Origin of the sequence: Flavobacterium alvei, from assembly GCF_002920895.1 — a bacterium.
Classification (GTDB): domain Bacteria; phylum Bacteroidota; class Bacteroidia; order Flavobacteriales; family Flavobacteriaceae; genus Flavobacterium; species Flavobacterium alvei.
Window position 1 is genome coordinate 248091 of sequence record NZ_PQVG01000003.1, and the last position, 20506, is coordinate 268596.

Consider the following 20506-nt stretch of genomic DNA (forward strand, 5'->3'; position numbering starts at 1 on the left):
TTTTAAATTAAATTAGTAATAATTTCTTGAAAATCTGAGTCTGGAGTTTGACACGTTTTATTTTGACAAAGATAAAATAGGGTTTGGTCGGCAACAAATCGGTCTTTCAAAAAGGGAAGATTCGAAACTTTTTTGGCTCCAGCCAAAACTACATTTGGAAAGTAGAAACTGTTTATTTTATGGCAATATTCTAATGCTGAATCTCCGCAAATCGCCAATTCTTTATTTTGTTCAGAATAATTCAAAGCCAAATCCATCCAATTCGAATAGGCCGACGGATATTCTATAAACGAAATTATATTTTGCAACATGCGTTGACTTACTTTTTCGTAATAGGAATTATTGAAATAAATACTCAACTGAAATAGATTTTTACCCATAACCGAGTTTGAGGCCGGAATTACATTGTCTTCTGTTTCAAAATGCGAACTGATCAAAGCTTCGTCTAGATTGGAAGTAAAGGCAAAAAAACCTGATGTTTCGTCATAAAAATGTTCTAAGCTGTAATCGGTTAATTGCTTTGCTTTTTGAAGCCATTTTTCGTCAAAAGTTACTTCATACAAACTGATAAAAGCAGCAATTACAAAGCAATAATCTTCTAAATATCCGTTGATGGTACTTTTTTTGTTTTTGTAATTATGATACAAATTGCCCTCGCTTGACCACAGATTTTTGATGATGAAATTGGCGTTTTGTAAAGCTAATTTTAAATAGTTTTTGTCTTCTAAAGCTTTGTAGGCATCAACAAATCCTTTGAGCATTATAGCATTCCAAGAAGTCAAACACTTGTCATCTAATCTGGGTTTAGAGCGTTTTTCTCTTTTGAGATAGAGTATTTTCTCCCAGAAAATTTTCTTTTTTTCGAGGCTTGAAACTTTGATATGGTTGAGTTCTGCAATGTCTTTCAAGCTTTTGTTTTGTATCAAGACATAATTCCCGTCTTCCCATAACCCAAAAGTATTGATATTGAAAACCTGACTAAATAATTCGAAATCATCTCCAATGATTGTCTTCAATTCTGGAATTTTCCATACATAAAAAGCTCCTTCTTCAAGATGATTTTCTGTATTCAAGCTATCTGCATCGAGCGCACAATAAAATCCGTTTTCGGCATTCATTAATTCTCTTTCAACGAAAGAAAGTGTTTTTATGACTACTTCTTTATATAATGGGTTTTGGGTCAATTTATAAGCATCGCTGTACAAAGAAACCAATTGCCCGTTGTCGTAAAGCATTTTTTCGAAATGAGGAACGTGCCATTTATTATCTACCGAATAGCGAGAAAATCCACCATCTACGGTGTCAAAAACTCCTCCATAAGCCATTCGAGTTAAGGTTAGATTTACAAAATCGAACAGATTCATATCTTTTTTTTGGAATGCAAAACGCAACAAAAACTGATAATTGTTGGGCATCATAAATTTGGGAGATCTTGACATTCCTCCAAATTCCAAATCAAATTCTTCTTTCCATTTTTCGACTAATAGAGTTAAATCTTCTTGATTTACGGAGGTCCCTGATTTCAAGTTTTCGATAATATTCAGCGATTGAATTCCTTCGTGTAATCTTTCGGCATAATCAATCACTTTATCAGGATTCGATTGATAAACTTCTTGCAATTGACCAAGCGTTTGCATCCATTCCTCTTTTCTAAAATAAGTGCCGCCCCAAATAGGTCTTCCGTCAGGAAGTGTCACCACATTCAAAGGCCATCCACCTCGGCGAATCATTATTTGAACGGCTTTCATATAAACGGCATCCACATCAGGTCGTTCTTCGCGATCGACTTTGATGTTGACGAAATTTTTGTTCATAACATCAGCAACTTCCTGATCTTCGAAACTTTCGTGCTCCATAACGTGACACCAATGACAAGCTGAATAGCCAATACTGATAATAATGAGGCTATTTTTTTCTTTGGCTTCGGCCAATGAATTGGCATTCCAAGCCTTCCAATGCACAGGATTATTAGCGTGTTGCAGCAAATACGGACTGGTTTCTTGTGAAAGTTGATTCATTTTTTTAAGTATTTGTTCAGTTTGAAGTGACTGAATGCTGAAATCGGAATGCTAATTGTGTTGTTTAATGATTTTCAGCTAAGCCCTAACAGGTTTCTAAAACTTGTTAGGGCTAACCCGAATTTATCCATTTACAGCTTCAACTTTGATGTTTTCGTCATTAAGCATGCTTTTCAACATATTTTCAATGCCACTTTTTAGAGTAAATGTTGATGATGGACATCCACTACAAGCACCTTGAAGAGTTACATTGACAATTTTATTTGTTTCGTCATAAGAGTCAAAAGCAATATTCCCTCCATCGGCTTGAACGGCTGGTTTTACATATTCTTCTAAAATATTGATGATTTGTTGCGAAGTGACATCAAGATTATCGAAGTTTTGATTTTTAGTTTTTTCCTGTTCAGCGCTGGCTTTGATTAAACTTTCGTCAAGAACTGTCCCGCCATTTTCGATATATTGTTTAATGAATGTTCTCAATTCTAGAGTGATTTCATCCCAATTATTGACTTCATATTTAGTTACAGAAATATAATTTTCATCCATAAAAAGTTCTTTTACATACGGAAATTTGAATAATTCTTTTGCCAATGGAGAAGCCGCCGTTTCATCAATATTTTTGAATTCAACAGGGCTTTTAGTCAACATTCTGCTTACTACAAATTTCAAAGCAGCTGGATTTGGTGTGGTTTCACCATAAACAGTAATGGGTTGTTTTTTGGTTTTGCTTTCAGATTGGTTTATGATTATTCCACCATTGGCAACAAATTTTTCAATTTGATCGGCAACAGCATCTTGCACATCTTCCCATTCAACAATACTGAATTTTTCGATGGCAATAAAATTTCCAGAGATATAAACTGTTTTTACAAAAGGCAAGTAAAATAATTGTTGTGCAAGTGGCGAATTTTTGGTTTCGTCAATATTTTTGAACTCAAAGCTTTCATTATTTGTGATAAAATTTTCAAATTCAAATTTTAATATACTTGGGTTTTGTGTTTCTTTGATTGTTATTTTAGACATAATTTTTTTATTTTTTTACAAATTTAACAAAGTTATTTTCCACTATTAACTATATTTGATTTTTTAAAGAATAAATTAACTTTAATGGCGTTTTCAGTTAAATAAGAATGCCTTTTTTGAATTGATTCTTCATTATCAAAACATAATATTATTTGGATGTATCAAAAATTAAAGATTGCTATAGTTTTATTATTTATAGTCCAAAATTCTTTTTCACAAGAAGGAATTCCAGTGTATTCAGACTATTTGTCGGATAATTATTATTTGCTCCACCCTTCTATGGCTGGTGCTGCAAATTGCGATAAAGTTAGGCTTACTGCTCGTAAACAATGGTTTGATCAGACCGATGCACCTGCATTACAAACCTTAAGTTATAATGGGCGAGTTGGCGAAAGGTCGGGAATTGGAGTTATTCTCTATAATGATAAAAACGGGTATCATTCTCAAAAAGGGGCAAAACTTACTTATGCCCATCACCTTATGTTTTCAAGGGATGAGATTGATTTGAATCAATTGTCATTTGGTATGAGTGCCAATATACTTCAAAGCCAATTAGACGAAACAGAATTCTTGCAGTCGGGTGATTTTGATCCAATTATTAACGGAATTATTGTTCAGGATGCCTCTTATTTTAACCTTGATATTGGAGCTTCTTATAATTATCTAGATTTTTATGTTCATGGAACTATTCAAAATGTAATTGAGACTAAAAGGAAAATTTACACTGAATTTGAAAGTGCCAATTTGAGACGATATATCTTGAGTGCAGGATATGTTTTTGGAGATAAAAACCGAATTTTATGGGAACCCTCCCTAATGTTTCAGCTCGTTGATCTAACTAAAGAAAAATCGATTGACTTTAATATAAAGGCCTATAAAAGTTTTGATTTTGGAAAGCTTTGGGCTGCTTTATCTTATCGTTCTAGTTTTGATGGTGCTGAATATCTTAGTGGTAGCGGTGTTTCTTCTCAAAAGCTAAACTATCTTACGCCTATTTTTGGAGTAAATTATAAAAATTTTATGTTTGCCTATACGTATTCCTATTTGGCAGGAGATGTAAATTTTAATACAGGTGGTTTTCATCAAATTACTTTGGGAATTGATTTGTTTTGTAAGCGTGAGAAATACGAATGCAACTGTCCTGCTATTAACTAATTTTGTTTATATCAAATTAATTTACTTAAAATGCTAATCAAATCTGTAAACGGAAAAACACCTTCTATTCCTGAGGATTGTTATGTAGCCGAAAATGCTACTATTGTTGGCGATGTTAGCTTCGGACATTCTTGCAGTGTTTGGTTTAACGCAGTGATTAGGGGCGATGTTCATTTTATAACTATTGGAAATAAAGTGAATATTCAAGATGGAGCAATTGTTCATTGTACCTATAAAAAGCACCCTACAATTATTGGGAATAATGTGTCTATTGGTCACAATGCAATGGTTCACGGCTGTGTGATTCACGATAATGTTTTGATAGGAATGGGAGCGATTGTTATGGATAATTGTATTGTTGAAAGCAATTCCATTATTGCAGCAGGAGCCGTTGTTACTCAAAACACGGTGGTTGAAGCGGGTAGTATTTATGCAGGAGTTCCAGCAAAGAAAGTAAAATCAATCAATCAATCTGATTTTGCAGGTGAGATTGAACGCATTGCTAATAATTATGTAATGTATTCTAGTTGGTATAAAACAGAAGAGTAACTTTTTTAGAAATCTTTTTCGATTACTTTATATTTATTTTTTAAGATTTCCGAAAGTACTTTTGGGTCAGAATTGCTATAAAACAAGGGTTCTCTATTTTTAATTGTTGAAACCCCCACTTTTTCATTCAAAATATTTTGTGTTTGTCTAGCCACTGCTTCACCCGAATCGATGATGTGGATTTGTGATGGAATTATTTTTTTTATTTGAGGAATCAAATAAGGGTAATGACTGCATCCTAACACTAGGTAATCGATGTTTGCCTCAATCATTGGAGTGAGATAAGATTGAAGAAGATTGGTCATCTCTGGCGAATTAATTTGGCCGCTTTCAATGAGTGGAACTAATCCGTGACCTACTTGCTCGATTATTTTTGTGTCGTGAAACTTCTCGGCAGTTTTATGAAAAAGATCGCTATTTAGGGTGCCTTGTGTGGCTAAGATTCCAATAGTTTGGGTTTTTGAATGCGTGGCTGCAGGTTTTATGGCAGGTTCAATTCCAATGAAGGGAACGTTATATTTTGCCCGCAATTCTTGAATAGCATTTGTGGTAGCAGTATTGCAAGCTACAACTATCAACTTGCAGTCCATATGGAGCAAGAATTCAGTATTCTTGCTGCTTAGAGCAATAATTTCTTCTTTTGATTTTTGTCCGTAAGGGGCATTTTTGCTATCGGCAAGATAAATCGTTTTCTCGTTAGGAAGTAAGCGATGAATTTCGGCCCAAATGGAAGTGCCTCCAATGCCTGAGTCAAAAATTCCGATAGGTTTGTTGTTCTCCATAGAAACAAAGTTAGTCGCTGCTTTTTTAAAAACCTAAAAATTGTGGGTATAAAAAAACGCTCAACCAAATTTTTTGATTGAGCGTTTTGTTTAGAGTGATTTTTTTTAGAAACCTAATTCTTTTTTTACGTCAAGAGTCAAGTTAGGACCGTCAGCAAGCAAAAGAGTTGATCCATCAAGAACATATTGAAAACCTTTAGCTTTACCCACTTTTTGGATAGCAGCTCTAACTTTTTCGTAGATAGGTTTTGTGATTTCTTCTTGTTTTGTTTGCAATTCTTTTTGTGCATTTTGTCCAAAATCTTGGATTCTTTTTTGCATATCTTGAACTTCTTTTTGACGTTCAGCATTTACAGCATCAGTTACAGTTGCAGCTTCTGCATCATACTTTTTTAATTTTGCTTGAAATTCTTCAGCCATTTTTTTGTAATCTGCATCATAAGTAGCGCTCAATTTTTCTAATTGTTTTTGGGCATCCAACATTGCAGGCATTTTTGTCATAATTTCACTTACATCAACATGGGCTGCTTTTGCTTGTGCATTCATAGTAGTGCTGGCTCCTAAAACAAGTATTGCAGCAATTAGTAAAGTTTTGATTTGTTTCATCGTTTAAAATATTAATTAATTATTGTTTGTATTTGTTGTTTTTAATTTTTCTTCATTCGCTTTTTTGGCAGCTTCTCTATCTTCTAGAATTTTTTTCCTTTTTTCTTCTAAAGCTTTTTTGCGTTCTTCAATTACTTTATTTCGTTCTTCTAACGTTTTTGCTCTTGCTTCGGCTTGTTTTTGTTTTGCTTCTTCAGCAGCTGTTTTTGTTGTTTTATCTTTAGTCGTTTCTGTTTCTGTTTTAGCTGGTTCAGTAGCAACTACGGGCGTTTTTACATCTTCTTTTACGGTATTCTCAGAAACCGTGCCAGTTTTTTTAGTGTCTTTTGCTTCTAAGGATTGTTTTCTTTTTTCCTCTTGTGCTTTTTTATTTTCCTCTGCCACTTTTTTGCGGTCTTCTAGCGTTTTTGCTTTAGCGTCAGCTTGTTTTTGTTTAGCTTCTGCGGCTGCCGTTGTTGCTTCTGTAGTTTTTGCGGCCTGTTTTTCTACATTGTTTTCAACTGCTGGTGTTGTCGCTTTAGGAGCAGCTCCGGTTTTTTTAGCTTCTCTTTCTTCTAGTATTTGTTTTCTTTTTTCTTCTTGAGCTTTCTTATTTTCTTCAGCTGCTTTTTTGCGATCTTCCAGTGTTTTTGCTCTGGCATCGATTTGTTGTTGTTTAGCTTCTGCAGCAGTTATTTTGGCAACTTCTTTTTGTTGTTCGTTGCTTGTAACTATTGTGCTAGGTGCTTCAGCAGTAGTTGTCGGAACAACTTTGGTTCCATTTTTTTTAGCTTCTTTGTCGGCAACTATTTGCAACTTTCTTTCTTCAGCTGCTTTCTTTCTTTCTTCTTGGGCTAATAGTCTTGCTGCTATGGCTGCATCTCTGGCTGCTTTTTTAGCGTCTAAACTTTTTTGTCTTTCAGAAAGAGCAGGGTTGTCAGCTATTGCTTCTTCCTTGGCTTCTTTAGCTGCTTCTTCTTGAAGTTGTTTTTTTGTTAATTGTTCTCTTTTTTCTATTCGATTCAAAATTCGAACGATTTGGTCACTGATGTCAAATCTTTTTGCTGCAAAAAGCATAGTCATATCAGACGTTTTGTCAAAAATGAAATCGTATTTTTTTACTTCAGCAATATCTTGAACAGCTGTAAAAACTTGGTCTTGGATAGGTTTTGCTAACGCATTTTTTTGCGTCATTAAATCACCATTTGGCCCAAATCTTTTTTGTTGGTATTCTAAATTTTCGTTTTCAAGAAATGCTATTTCACTTATTCTTTCTTCTATAAGACCTTTTGTCAATAAGGCTTTCTCCGCTTTTAGGGCTTCTTTGAGTTTATTGATTTCTATTTTTTTGGCTTCAATTTCTTGCTTCCATTTTTGAGCTTTTTGTTCTAATTGGTTTTGAGCTTCGGTATATTCGGGTACATTTTGCAAAATGTATTCCATATCAATATAGCCAACTTTCGTACCTCTAGTTTGCGCCTGAACTGTATTTATTACAATCAGGGCTAAAAATAGAATTAAAAATCCTTTTCTCATAACTTTGATGTTTTAGAAAAAATTATATTCTTCTTTTAAAATTGTTGTCCAATAATAAAGTGCGTTTCCCATCCGTTTGGTGTTGTTCCTAGTGTGCCGTTTGCTTTTGGTAATCCGTCAAATCCGTAACCAAAATCAATTCCTAATAATCCAAATGCAGGCATAAATACTCTTAAACCTACTCCTGCAGAACGACTTAAAGCAAAAGGATTGTAGTTTTTGAACGTGTCAAAAGAGGATCCAGCTTCAAGGAAAGTGAGTGCATAAATAGAGGCTGATGCTTTCAAGGTTATTGGATATCTCAACTCTAATGAATATTTGTTGTATATGGTTGCTCCAATCGGCTCACTTGAATTATTTACAGGAGTTAACGAACTATTTGGATACCCTCTTAATGCTATTGTTTCTCTACCATCCATAGAATAATTGGCCATTCCATCTCCTCCTAAATAGAATCTTTCAAAAGGGATTATGCCTCTTTCTTGATTGTAGGCACCCAAGAATCCATATTCTACTAAAGATCGGAGTACTAATTTACCATAAACTTTGGTGTACCAATCGGCTTTGAACTTAATTTTGTAATATTCTAACCAATTGTATTTTTTTTGATCCACTTTTGCTGGGTCGGCAACCGCATCTTGATAATTAACAACACTATTTGGTGTTGGATTTGTGGTTGTTGGAAGTGATTCTAAATAATCACCATTATTAACCATTATACCATTATTCCCTTTGTAAGATGCACCAGTATAGATATATTTATATTCTTTTTGATCGCCTAAAGTAGCATAATCAACTCCATTGAATAATGAGTATGGAAGTGTGAATTTACCCACTAAGCTAAATTCTGCTCCATAGGTTGGGAATATCGGGTTGATTCCTTTGTTGCTTCTTGATAATCCAATGGTATAGGCTAAATTTCTTGAGGCTCCATTTCCAAAGGTAAATAAACCAGTGTTATAATTATGCAAATCATAATGTTGGTAACTAATGGTTTGTGACAATCCGAAGTAATCATCAGGAACGGTAAGTCTTTTGTAGATTCCAGCCGAAAGAGTCAAGATGTTAAAACTTCTAGTTTTATCTACTTTTTGGGTTTGAAAATCATTATAAAACTGGCTCGTGTACGACAGCGATGTATTTAATTGTACTGGTTTCTTCTTGCCAAACCAAGGTTCTGAAAAAGACAAACTGTAGGTTCTGTAGTATGAACTTGCTTGCAATCGTAAAGATACTTTTTGTCCATCTCCCATTGGAAGTGGTTTGTAGGCACTTTTGTTGAATAAATTTCTAGCCGAGAAGTTGTTGAATGACAGTCCTAATGTTCCGATGAAACCACCGCCTCCATAACCTCCTTGAAGTTCAATTTGGCTAGCTCCTTTTTCGGTCAATGGATATTCGATATCAACTGTTCCTGCTGCTGCATCTACATTTTTGAATTTAGGCTCAATAGTTTCTGGGTCAAAGAATCCTAATTGCCCAATTTCACGAATGGTTCTTATCAGTAAATCTTTGTTGTATTTTTCTCCTGGTTTGGTTCTTAATTCTCTGTAAATTACGTGGTCATTGGTTTTGTCGTTTCCAGTTACTGTAATTTTGTTGAAATAAGCTATTGGGCCTTCTGTAATACGAATTTCAAAATCGATAGAATCGTTGGCTGTTTTGGTTTCTACAGCGTTGATATTAGAGAATAAATACCCGTTATTTTGGTATAAATTGGTAATATCATCGCCGTCGGGTTTTGATTTGTCTGCGATTCTTTTCTCTAAAAGTACTCCGTTATAAGTATCTCCTTTTTTGATGCCAAGCATTCCTAGAAGACCTTCGTCTGAATATACGGTGTTTCCTAAGAATTTTATGTTTCCAAAACGATATTTGTTTCCTTCTTCGACTTTTATTTTAATCATTATGGCTTTCAAATCTTCATTGTAAGCAACAGAATCTTTAATAATTCGGGCATCTCTAAATCCTCGCTCTTTATAAGCAGCGATTACTTTATCTAAGTCGTCTTTGTATTTTGCTTGAATGAATTTTGATGTTTTGATACTAACCAGAGTTTTTCGTTTAGTATCTTTCATTGCCGCACGGAGAGTTTCGGATTTGACTTCCTTATTCCCTTCGAAGACAATGTCTTTGATTTTAACTTTTGTTCCTTTATCGATTTTTACGACCATATTTACATGGTTTGTTTGTGCAGTATCAATAACGGTATTTATGGTTACTTTGGTATTGTAGAAACCATCTTTTTTGTATTTATTTTCGATGTAGTATTTTGTGGTTGTAATTAAATTTTCGTTAACTACTTTTTCTTTTGTGAGTCCGTTGTCTTTTATTAAACCTTCAATCTTACTTTTATTGATGCCTACAAATTTTACTTCATTTAATTTAGGCAATTCTTCTACATGCAAATCCAAGTATATGCTATCTTGCTCTATTCTATTTACATAAAACGAAATTTCATCGAATAGGCCTAATTTTCCTAATTTTTTTATGGCATTGCTTATTTCTTCTCCTGGAACGGTAATTTCTTGTCCTTTTTCAAGGCCTGCAAATGTGGTTACGGTATTGGCGTTGAAACTGATTTTACCAACTATATCAACTTTAGCAAGTATGTATGTTTTACCTTGATCGAATGGGACTCTGTCTTGGGCTTTAATTTGTGAAAAACTTCCAAAAATCAATAGGCTTAGGAGTATTTTTATGCTTTTTTGTAACACTAAAAAATTATTTAATTTGTTCACTTGTTTTTCCAAATCTGCGCTCTCTTTTTTGATAACTAATGATAGCCTCATACAAATCTTTTTCTTTAAAGTCTGGCCATAATATATCAGTAAAATATAACTCTGCGTAGGCGATTTGCCATAACAAAAAATTACTTATTCTATGCTCTCCACTTGTTCGTATTAATAAATCTACCTCTGGTAAATTTTGCGTGTAAAGATGCTCATTTATAATTGAATCGTCAATAGAGTCTAATGAAATTATATTATTTTTAACTTTATCGCTAATGGTTTTGACTGCATTGACAATTTCCTCTCGCGAACCATAGCTTAGTGCGAGAGTTAAAGTCATACGCGAATTGTTTTTTGTTTTGTCCATGACATCTTGAAGTTCGTTTTGAGCTGATTTAGGTAATTTTCCTAAATTGCCTATGGCATTCAATTTGATGTCGTTTTCTTGAAGGGTTTTAAGTTCTTTCTTTAATGATTTGATTAATATCTTCATTAAAGTTTCGACCTCAAGTTTGGGTCTATTCCAATTTTCAGTAGAGAACGCATATAGAGTAAGACATTCTATTCCTAATTTGGCACAAGATTTTATGTTTTCTTTTACCGATTTTGTGCCACTTTCGTGACCTAAAGCTCGCAAAAGGCCTTGTTTTTTTGCCCAACGGCCATTGCCATCCATAATAATGGCTAAGTGTTTGGGTAAATTGGTTAAGTCTATTTTATCTTTTAAATCCATTTTTTTATTCTGCGCAATAACAAGGTTTGTTTCCAAAGGTATAAGTTAATGTCATCCCTGAAAAAACATACCAATCATTATTATTTATATTTCCAAATTTCAGTAAACTATCGTCCTTTGGATTACTTCCGTCTAAATTGTCTGTTAATGTATATCTTGCTCCAACTTCTATAGCTAAAATAATTTTTGGCCAAATGTTCGATTTCACTCCTAAAGTCATTGGAATAGCAAATGCCTCCTTGTGATCTCCACTCATGACAATTTGACCCGACGAAACATAGGCGTCGTGCGAACTGAAATAGTTGAGCCCTGAGTGAACATATGGCGTATATTTTCTTTTACCTTCGTGTAAATTAAAATCAAAAAAATTAAATTCAAGGCCTAAAGATACTTCTTTTATACTATTTCTAAAATGATAACCTCTCAGATTTCTTCCAGGCTCATTTGAGTCTATGTCATTGGCATAAATATAGGCGCCATTAAACGAAAAACGATAGGCAAGTCTTGGATTTTTATTCCACTTATATAGTATTCCTAGTGCTAATTTGTTAGGTGCTATATACGTTGTAGCTCCAACATCGCCTATGTAGTTGCTCCCGCCAACAAAAACGCCCACTTCATGAATTTGTGCATTCATAGAAACAAATAAGAACAAGAATATTAAATTGAAAAATTTATACATTTAAATAAAAATTGCGTGCAAATATAATAATAATCAACACGAATCAATGCTGATTAGTCTAAATGTGCAACTAATTGAATAATTGAGTCAAAAACTAATGGAAATTATCGATTCTTTATATCAGAAACGATAAAAAGCGTGAAATTGTATAGCCTGTTCGCTAAAAACAATTAATTTCTTCGGTCTTCACCCCAAAAAAGTTTACTACGAAGGGTTTTAAAAAAGGTTTGGTCAGGAATTTCGACCATATTTATTTCGAAAGGTGATTTTTTTATGACTAAAATAGTTTCGTTTTTTACCGAAATAATTCTAGAATCCAGAGACACCATATAGTGATCGTCTCTTCCTGAAACTTTTAGTCTAATTTCGGTTTCATCAGGAACAACCAGTGGTCGAGCATTTAAGTTGTGAGGTGCTATAGGTGTCAAAACAAAGCTTTTTACATTTGGTGTCAAAATGGGGCCGCCACAACTCATAGAATAACCTGTTGTTCCTGTTGGTGTGGCTATTATTAAACCATCTGCCCAATAAGAATTCAAATATTCTCCGTCCAAAGAGGCATCAATAGTAATCATTGATGTAGTTTCTTTTCGGCTTACCGAAATCTCGTTCAAGGCAAAATTAATATCCTGAATCGCTTCATTGTCGGGAGAACAAGTCAAGCTCAGTAAAGTTCTTTTTGAAATAGAATATTTTTTATCAATGATAAACTGCATAAATTCAGCGATATTGTCTTTTTGAACGGTAGCTAAAAATCCCAATCGCCCAGCATTTATTCCTAAAATAGGAACACCCGAATCTCGAACTAAAGTTGCAGCTCTCAAAATAGTTCCGTCTCCACCAATGCTAATGAGCATATCAAAACTACTATTCAACTCCGTATAGGATTCGAAAGTCGGATACTCTTTGTCGATGAGTTTTTTTTCGAATAATATGTTCAGGAAATTAGACTCAATGGACATCTCAACATTATTCTTAATCAAAAAAATGAAAATGTCTTTGATGATGGGCTCGGTGCTATTTTGATAGTATTGACCGTAAATGGCTACTTTCATGAAATTTTAGATTTTAGATTACAGATTTTAGATTACAGATTTAACATCAAACTGCTGTATTCTAATTTCTTTTTCCCCTTCAGAGGCTGGGTTTTTAAATATTAAGATATTTGTCCAAATAATCGGAGCGATCCTTTAACGTATTGATATAATTATCTTCAAAATGTTCCGAAATAATTTCGTAGTTGTATCTTCTGAAAGATTGAATAATTTCGTTCATTATTCTTAAACTTATTTTAATGGTTACTTGTGTGTTTTCAAAATCAGATTGTGAAACAAATAACCCCAATATTTTACCATTATTGCTTTCAATGATTTGAGTGATTTCTCCAACCGAGTATCCTAAAGTCTTTTTTTGAACCACAATTATTCCGCCAGTTTCTTGTAAAAAAGGAGTTTCATGAAAAAATTTTATGATATCTCTAATTTCATAATACCCCAAATAGTTGTTATTGTCGTTCAAAACAGGAACTAAATCGGTGTTATTTTTAGCAAAAACTTCCAAAACGTCTAGCCAAATCATTTTTTCTCTGGCAAAAAAACCTTCGAGAGCATATCTGTAATCGTAAACTTTTTTGTGACTATCAAATGTTTCAATGTCCTCAGATGCGATGCTGCCAATATATATTCCTTCATTAACCACAGGGAAATGTGAAAAAGTCAATTCTCCAAAAAAGTCTTGAACAGTTGCAATAGTTTCTTGACTGTCAATCGCTTTATAATCATTGGTGATATAGTTTGTAATCTCGGTCATAAATTAATGCTAAATATTTAATGCAAAATAATCAAAAATATGTAATAACAGCTAGTTTTACTTTGTATTTTTGCCCCTCAATACCTGAAATTTATTCAAATGACAAAATTAAGCGTAAATATTAACAAAATAGCAACTTTACGAAATGCTCGTGGCGGAAATGTTCCAGATTTACTAAAAGTAGCAACTGATATTCAAAAATTTGGAGGTCAGGGAATCACCATACATCCACGACCTGACGAAAGGCACATTCGCTATCAAGATGCTCGAGATTTAAAACCGATAGTTTATACCGAATATAATATCGAAGGGAATCCTCAGCATAATTTTATTGACTTGGTTTTAGAATGTAAACCTGAGCAAGTGACTTTAGTTCCAGATGCTATCGGTGCAATTACTTCTTCGGCTGGTTGGGATACAATAAAAAACGAATCCTATTTAACTGAAGTTATTCAAGAATTTCAACGCAATGGAATTCGAACTTCGATTTTTGTCGATCCAATTGCGGAAATGATCGAAGGTGCCAAAAAAACAGGAACCGATAGAATCGAATTGTACACCGAGGCTTTTGCGCATCAATATGGTTTAGGAAACAAAAATGGAATCGATCCCTACGTAAAATCGGCAGTTTTGGCTAATGAATTGGGATTAGGAATCAATGCTGGACACGATTTGAGTTTGGATAATATCCAGTTTTTTCATCAAAATATTCCCGGATTACTTGAAGTCTCCATTGGTCACGCATTAATTGCCGAATCGCTGTATCTCGGATTAGAAAATGTAGTGAATATGTATTTGCATAAGCTAAAATAAATTTTGCCACGAATTCACGAATTAAAATTTGTGATAATTTGTGAAATTTGTGGTTGAAAAAACATCAAAAAATGATTTATTCAAAAATAGAAGGAACAGGTAAACCACTCCTAATTATACACGGATTTCTTGGAATGTCCGACAATTGGAAAACTATAGGAACACAATTTGCAGCCGATGGATTTCAAGTGCATTTATTGGATTTACGCAATCACGGCAAGAGTTTTCATTCTGATGAATTCAATTATGAGATAATGGCTCAAGATGTTTTTGACTATTGCAATGCCAATAATCTAGAAAAAATAAGTATTCTTGGACATTCGATGGGAGGAAAAACTGCCATGCTTTTTGCAGCCAATCACCCCGAAATGGTCGAAAAATTAATAGTTGCCGATATTGGTCCCAAATTCTACCCGCAACATCATCAAATTATTTTTGAAGCCTTGAATGCGGTAGATTTTTCACTAAAACCAAGTCGTGCCGAAGTCGAAGAAATTATGTCTCACTACATAACCGATTTTGGAACAAGACAATTTCTGTTAAAAAGTTTGTATTGGAAAGAGCCAGGGCAATTGGCTTTTCGATTTAATTTGGCAGTTTTCAATCTAAACAGGGACGAAATTGGAAAACCACTTCCTGAGGATGCGGTTTTCAACAAACCAACACTTTTTATTCGCGGCGGCAATTCGAATTATATTTTGGACGATGATTTTCCAAAAATCCAACAACATTTTCCAGATTCTAGAATAGAAACGATTCCAAATGTTGGGCATTGGCTTCACGCCGAAAACCCCAAGATGTTTTACGAAATGACGAGTTTGTTTTTGAAATAATTATTTTATACATTTGAAATAAAAAAATTATGAAGCTAATTCTTAGGATTTTTATCACAGCGGTTTTAGTGGTGCTTATTGCAGGAGCAATGACATCAGTAGATGTTGACAGTTTTACTACAGCTGTAATTGTTGCGGCCGTGTTGGGATTGCTTAATATTTTTATCAAACCTATTTTAGTAATTTTGTCATTGCCAGCTACAATACTAACATTTGGTTTGTTTTTATTTGTAATAAATGGGGGTATAATAATGTTATGTTCAAGATTAGTTGACGGATTCAGGATAAATTCATTTTGGACGGCTATTATTTTTAGTATAATTCTTTCCATTTGTGAGTCTATTGTTTATAAAATTGTAGGCGAAGACAAATAAATCACAGTATATTTTGTTCCAAATAAGGGACTTAAATTCAATAGATTAAAAACTTGTTTGGGTTGTAAAATTTTTATAATTTTGCAACCCAATTTTATTATGTAAATTAACGAAGAAGATGGATATTAAAAGAGTAGCATTAGACGCAGTAAACGAAACAATTGTAATGACAGTTGTTCATATGGATTACAAAGGTCAAGTAGCCAAAAGAATAAACGAAAAAATGCCTTTGGCACAAGTAAAAGGTTTTAGAAAAGGAGCCGTGCCTAAAGACCTTGTTGAAAAACAATACGGAAAAGCAATCAAACAAGAAGAAATTAAAAAAGTGGTTGATTTGGCTTTAGAGCGTTACATCCAGTCTGAAAGATTGAATCTTTTGGGAACTCCGCTTCCTAAAGTAAACGAAAACTTGGATTGGTCTGCCGAAGAATTAACTTTTGAATTCGAAATTGGTTTGGTTCCATCTTTCGAAATTGATTTGGATGCTAAAAACGACATCATTAAATATGTGGTTACTGCCGACGATAAATTGATTGACGGTCAAGTGGCTCGTATCCAAAAACAATTTGGAACTGCAATTCCTCAGGATGTTGTAACTGAAGGTGCTGATTTGAAAGGTATTTTTACCAACGAAGCGGAAGGAATTGGAAATGAAACTACGATTTCTTTGTCTGTTTTCAAAGACAAAGCGACTGCCGATAAATTCATTGGTAAAAAAGTAGGTGATGTTGTGACTGTAAACACAAGCGGTTTATTCGAAGACGATCACCAATTGATGGATTACTTGAAAGTAGGCCACGATAATGTACACGGTTTGGCTATTGATGTTGATTTTACTATCGAAGCCATCACTATTTCTGAACCAGCTGAATTGAATCAAGAATTGTTCGACAAATTGTTTGGTGCTGGAAATGTGGCTTCATTGGAAGACTTGAAAGCAAAAATCAAGGAAGATGCTGAATCTCAATTTGCTGCTCAAGCAGATCAAAAATTATTAGGAGATGTAACCGAGTTTTTAATCGAAAACACAAAATTCGATTTGCCGGCTGAATTCCTTAAAAAATGGTTGCAAACCGTTGGTGAGAAAAAATTATCTCCAGAAGAAGCTGAAGTGGAATATGCACGTTCTGAAAAAGGATTGCGTTTTCAATTAATAGAAGGAAAAGCATTGGCGCAAAGCGACATCAAAATTACTTTCGAAGATTTGAAAACTTTTACAGCTAAAAATATCCGTCAGCAAATGGCACAATTCGGGCAAACGAATCCAACCGACGAAGAAGTTCAAGGAATCGTGGCGAGAGTTTTGTCTAACCAAGAAGAAGTGAAAAGACTTTCAGACCAAGTGGTTGCAGAGAAATTGTTGGAAATTTTCAAAGAAAAAGCCAATCCAACAACCAAAGAAGTAACTTACGAAGAATTTATTGCTGCGTCTTACGGAGAATAAATTAAAGTTAGAGGTAAGAAATTAGAAGTTAGAAGTCGAAAGTTAATTGGATTCAATCCAAAAATTCAAATAACTTTATGATTTTTTTACAAAGCCTAAACCATAAAAAATAGTTATATTTGAGCGTCAAAAATATTTTTTTGGCGCTCTTTTGTTTGAATCGTTTAGGGTTAAATAATTATAAACCATTAAACAATTTTAAACTTTTAAACCTTTAAACTTTTAAAAATGAACTACGGTAAAGAATTTAAAAAATTTGCAACAAAACACCAAGGTGTAAACGCAATGTACTACGACAAAATCGTGGCAGCAATGACTCCAACGAACATGACTCCTTATATTATTGAAGAGCGTCAGTTGAATATTTCTCAATTGGACGTTTTTTCAAGATTGATGATGGATCGAATTATTTTCTTGGGAACAGGAATCGATGATCAAATCGCCAACATCGTTCAAGCGCAGTTATTGTTTTTGGAAAGTGCCGATGCTTCAAAAGATATCCAAATTTACTTGAATTCCCCAGGAGGAAGCGTGTATGCAGGATTGGGAATTTATGACACAATGCAATACATCAAACCTGACGTAGCAACAATTTGCACCGGAATGGCAGCTTCTATGGGAGCCGTTCTTTTGTGTGCCGGAGCAGCGGGAAAACGTTCGGCTTTGCCGCATTCAAGAGTAATGATTCACCAACCATCGGGTGGAGCACAAGGAGTGGCATCGGATATGGAAATCAACTTGCGCGAAATGTTGAAACTGAAAGACGAATTGTATAAAATTATTTCGCATCATTCAGGCAAGCCTTTTGACAAAGTATATGCCGATAGCGAGCGCGATTATTGGATGATTGCCGATGAAGCCAAAGAATACGGAATGATTGATGAAGTGTTAAGAAGATAAATTAAAGTTAGAGGTTAGAAGTTAGAGGTACGATTGCGGACTTCTAACTTCTAATCTCTGACCTCCAACCTCAAAAGATGGCAAAACCAAAATTAGAATGTTCATTCTGTGGAAGAAAAAAACCGGAAACCAATTTATTGATTGCCGGAATCGATGCGCACATTTGTGATAAATGTATCGAACAAGCCCACGGAATTGTAGTAGAAGAATTAAAATCAAGTAGCAAAAATCATTTGCCTACGGACTTGGTTTTAAGAAAACCAAAAGAAATCAGGGCTTTTCTGGATCAATATGTTATTGGTCAAGATCAAACCAAAAAAGTAATGGCGGTGGCGGTTTACAATCACTACAAACGTTTGATGCAACAAGAATTGCACGACGAAGTGGAGATTGAAAAAAGTAATATCATAATGGTGGGCCAAACCGGAACAGGGAAAACATTGGTGGCCAAAACCATTGCCAAAATGCTCGATGTTCCCTTGGCAATTGTTGATGCGACCGTATTGACGGAAGCTGGTTATGTGGGAGAAGATGTCGAAAGTATTTTGACACGACTTTTGCAAGCCGCCGATTATGACGTGACCAAAGCCGAAAGAGGCATCGTTTTCATTGACGAAATTGACAAGATTGCCCGCAAAAGCGACAATCCATCCATCACTCGAGATGTTTCGGGCGAAGGCGTGCAACAAGCTTTGTTGAAATTATTAGAAGGAACGGTTGTCAATGTGCCACCAAAAGGAGGACGTAAACACCCAGACCAAAAATTTGTTGAGGTGAATACTCAAAATATTTTGTTTATTGCTGGTGGTGCTTTTGATGGTGTGGAAAGAATTATTTCCAAAAGACTAAACCGTCAAGCTGTTGGTTATTCAACTTCCAAAAATGTGGACAATATCGACAAAGATAATTTGTTGCAATACATCATCCCGAAAGACATCAAGGACTTTGGATTAATTCCTGAAATCATTGGTCGTTTGCCGGTGTTGACGCATATGGATCCTTTGGATAGGGAAACCTTGAGAGCGATTTTGACACAACCCAAAAATGCGTTAATCAAACAATATCAAAAGTTATTTTTGATGGATGAGGTGGAATTCAGCATCACGGACGAAGCTTTGGATTTTATTGTGGACAAAGCTTTGGAGTACAAACTCGGAGCCCGTGGATTGCGTTCGTTGTGCGAAGCCATCCTGACCGATGCGATGTATGAATTGCCAAGTTCTGATGATAAAACATTGGAAATCGACGTGGATTACGCCAAAGAAACTTTGAATAGAAATTTATTGAAACGATTGGAAATCGCTTCGTAACTCAATTTCAAGCTCAATAAAAAGTAAAATAAAGCTCAAAAACGTATGTTTTTGAGCTTTATTCGTTAATGATGGGAGCTTGATAAATTAAAATCTATTCTTAATAATATAAAAAGGAATTTCGATTCCAATTTTTGCCAAAGCTTCTCTTTGTTTTAGATGGTAATTTAAATTGGATAAATCATCTTCAAAGCTATCGTCATTATATTTTTCCCTATATTCATTATCGTTATAAACGCAATATTTTTTGAGCAACTCCTCGTTTTTGGGGCTGTAGTTATTATAAAAATGATAGGCTTCCATACATTCTTGTCCGTGAAATAGAATTATGGATTTATTATCAAAATTAAAATTTACGAATCCTTTATCAATATTGGTGCTGTATTTAAAATCATAGGGAGTTTGGTCAAAAATGGGGTAATACTTTACAATCCAATCAATATAATGTTGCTCTGTTTGGAATGTTTTATATTGTACATTAGCCAGTTGGATGAGCTTTAAGTTTGTATTGAAATAGTCTTTTCTTCTTTTTAAATTGTAATATAAATGAGTAAAAGGAGTCCATTTCATTGTGGGTTCAAAAAAATCATACTCGCCAATTCGTTCAGACAAAACAGCATATTTATCAACCCAATAACATAATTGTTCAAAGTCTAACAACTGTGGAGGATTAGTGCATATTTCAGCAAAGGCTTTCTCGGCAGCATTTACTTTATATAGATATTCAGGTGTTTTTACAAAAGAGGTAAGTTCATCCTCATCAAACTCCAGACTAGCCTTGCACTCCAGGTATTCAATAGTTTCGGTAGTCGCGAAACGGGAACAATCATAAATATTGCTGATGTTTTCATCTACCAATTCAAAAATAAAATCAAAATAATTATGAGAATGATTGCCCACAAACCGATATCCTGTTTTTCCACAATTATCGCAGTGGCTAATCTCGGCACCACATTTTCCTTGATACGCTATATAATAGTCATCACCTATTTTTTTATGCGCTAGGTATAATTCTTCTAACTTCTCCAAAAAAACTTCCTTGGTGGCATCTTGATAGGTTTTAGCATCATCCAAAAGGACTTCCAAAGCCGCAATATTCATTTCGGTAAAGGCTTTTATTATATGTTCCGCCTTTGTTGGTTCTTGTGCAGCATCGCCCTGATTGTCTAATGCAGCGAGTTGTTCGAGTAGTTTTTGTTTTTCAGGAGTCATAATGGTTTTGTTTTAT

At 34.4% G+C, this 20506-nt stretch carries 19 protein-coding genes; 8 read left to right on the forward strand and 11 right to left on the reverse strand.

Going from position 1 to position 20506, the window contains the following annotated elements; translation table 11 throughout:
• Nucleotides 1–2 precede the first annotated feature (2 nt).
• Entirely contained in the window at nt 3–2018 is a 2016-nt protein-coding gene (locus C3L50_RS06410; RefSeq protein ID WP_103805336.1) for a thioredoxin domain-containing protein, read from the reverse strand.
• A 123-nt stretch (nt 2019–2141) separates the two neighbouring features.
• Nucleotides 2142–3041, reverse strand: a complete 900-nt coding sequence (locus C3L50_RS06415) for a NifU family protein (protein WP_103805337.1) — start codon at nt 3039–3041, stop codon at nt 2142–2144.
• A gap of 156 nt (nt 3042–3197) precedes the next feature.
• Here C3L50_RS06415 and C3L50_RS06420 point away from each other — a divergent pair, with 156 nt between their 5' ends.
• Together C3L50_RS06420 and C3L50_RS06425 are read left to right on the forward strand one after the other, a co-directional pair.
• Complete coding sequence (locus C3L50_RS06420) at nt 3198–4196, forward strand: PorP/SprF family type IX secretion system membrane protein (RefSeq protein ID WP_103805338.1); 999 nt, start codon at nt 3198–3200, stop codon at nt 4194–4196.
• Nucleotides 4197–4226: 30 nt separating this feature from the next.
• A complete protein-coding gene (locus C3L50_RS06425) occupies nt 4227–4745 on the forward strand; it encodes a gamma carbonic anhydrase family protein (protein ID WP_103805339.1) in 519 nt (172 codons plus the stop codon).
• Nucleotides 4746–4750: 5 nt separating this feature from the next.
• Here C3L50_RS06425 and murI read toward each other — a convergent pair whose 3' ends face one another.
• The 8 genes from murI to C3L50_RS06465 form a co-directional block, all read right to left on the reverse strand.
• Nucleotides 4751–5527, reverse strand: a complete 777-nt coding sequence (gene murI, locus C3L50_RS06430; protein WP_103805340.1) for a glutamate racemase — start codon at nt 5525–5527, stop codon at nt 4751–4753.
• 105 nt (nt 5528–5632) lie between these two features.
• Nucleotides 5633–6133, reverse strand: a complete 501-nt coding sequence (locus tag C3L50_RS06435) for an OmpH family outer membrane protein (protein ID WP_103805341.1) — start codon at nt 6131–6133, stop codon at nt 5633–5635.
• A 15-nt stretch (nt 6134–6148) separates the two neighbouring features.
• Nucleotides 6149–7648, reverse strand: coding sequence for an OmpH family outer membrane protein (locus tag C3L50_RS06440; protein WP_103805342.1), 1500 nt, complete (start codon nt 7646–7648; stop codon nt 6149–6151).
• 35 nt (nt 7649–7683) lie between these two features.
• Nucleotides 7684–10440 carry a BamA/OMP85 family outer membrane protein gene (locus C3L50_RS06445; protein ID WP_103805343.1) on the reverse strand — a complete coding sequence of 919 codons (2757 nt, stop codon included), beginning with the start codon at nt 10438–10440 and terminating at the stop codon, nt 7684–7686.
• Nucleotides 10373–11113, reverse strand: a complete 741-nt coding sequence (locus C3L50_RS06450; RefSeq protein ID WP_103805552.1) for an isoprenyl transferase — start codon at nt 11111–11113, stop codon at nt 10373–10375. The genes C3L50_RS06445 and C3L50_RS06450 overlap by 68 nt, the downstream gene beginning before the upstream one ends.
• A 4-nt stretch (nt 11114–11117) precedes the next feature.
• Complete coding sequence (porG, locus tag C3L50_RS06455; protein WP_103805344.1) at nt 11118–11795, reverse strand: type IX secretion system protein PorG; 678 nt, start codon at nt 11793–11795, stop codon at nt 11118–11120.
• A 170-nt stretch (nt 11796–11965) separates the two neighbouring features.
• Nucleotides 11966–12850 (reverse strand): NAD kinase, encoded by an 885-nt coding sequence (locus C3L50_RS06460; RefSeq protein ID WP_103805345.1) that lies wholly within the window; start codon nt 12848–12850, stop codon nt 11966–11968.
• Between the two features lie 94 nt (nt 12851–12944).
• On the reverse strand, nt 12945–13604 hold the full coding sequence (locus C3L50_RS06465) for a CBS domain-containing protein (protein ID WP_103805346.1): 660 nt from the start codon (nt 13602–13604) through the stop codon (nt 12945–12947).
• 99 nt (nt 13605–13703) lie between these two features.
• Here C3L50_RS06465 and C3L50_RS06470 point away from each other — a divergent pair, with 99 nt between their 5' ends.
• From C3L50_RS06470 to clpX, 6 genes are all read left to right on the forward strand, one after another.
• Nucleotides 13704–14417 (forward strand): pyridoxine 5'-phosphate synthase, encoded by a 714-nt coding sequence (locus C3L50_RS06470; protein WP_103805347.1) that lies wholly within the window; start codon nt 13704–13706, stop codon nt 14415–14417.
• Nucleotides 14418–14488: 71 nt separating this feature from the next.
• Nucleotides 14489–15250 (forward strand): alpha/beta fold hydrolase, encoded by a 762-nt coding sequence (locus tag C3L50_RS06475; protein ID WP_103805348.1) that lies wholly within the window; start codon nt 14489–14491, stop codon nt 15248–15250.
• A 29-nt stretch (nt 15251–15279) separates the two neighbouring features.
• The gene (locus C3L50_RS06480; protein ID WP_103805349.1) at nt 15280–15624 is read left to right on the forward strand and encodes a phage holin family protein; all 345 of its coding nucleotides are present in this window, start codon (nt 15280–15282) and stop codon (nt 15622–15624) included.
• A 118-nt stretch (nt 15625–15742) separates the two neighbouring features.
• Nucleotides 15743–17068 carry a trigger factor gene (locus tag C3L50_RS06485; RefSeq protein ID WP_103805350.1) on the forward strand — a complete coding sequence of 442 codons (1326 nt, stop codon included), beginning with the start codon at nt 15743–15745 and terminating at the stop codon, nt 17066–17068.
• A 228-nt stretch (nt 17069–17296) separates the two neighbouring features.
• Complete coding sequence (clpP, locus tag C3L50_RS06490) at nt 17297–17968, forward strand: ATP-dependent Clp endopeptidase proteolytic subunit ClpP (protein WP_103805351.1); 672 nt, start codon at nt 17297–17299, stop codon at nt 17966–17968.
• A gap of 77 nt (nt 17969–18045) precedes the next feature.
• Nucleotides 18046–19278: an ATP-dependent Clp protease ATP-binding subunit ClpX gene (gene clpX, locus C3L50_RS06495; protein WP_103805352.1), complete on the forward strand. Its 1233-nt coding sequence runs from the start codon at nt 18046–18048 to the stop codon at nt 19276–19278.
• A gap of 87 nt (nt 19279–19365) precedes the next feature.
• Here clpX and C3L50_RS06500 read toward each other — a convergent pair whose 3' ends face one another.
• Nucleotides 19366–20490 carry a hypothetical protein gene (locus C3L50_RS06500; protein ID WP_103805353.1) on the reverse strand — a complete coding sequence of 375 codons (1125 nt, stop codon included), beginning with the start codon at nt 20488–20490 and terminating at the stop codon, nt 19366–19368.
• Nucleotides 20491–20506: the final 16 nt, after the last annotated feature.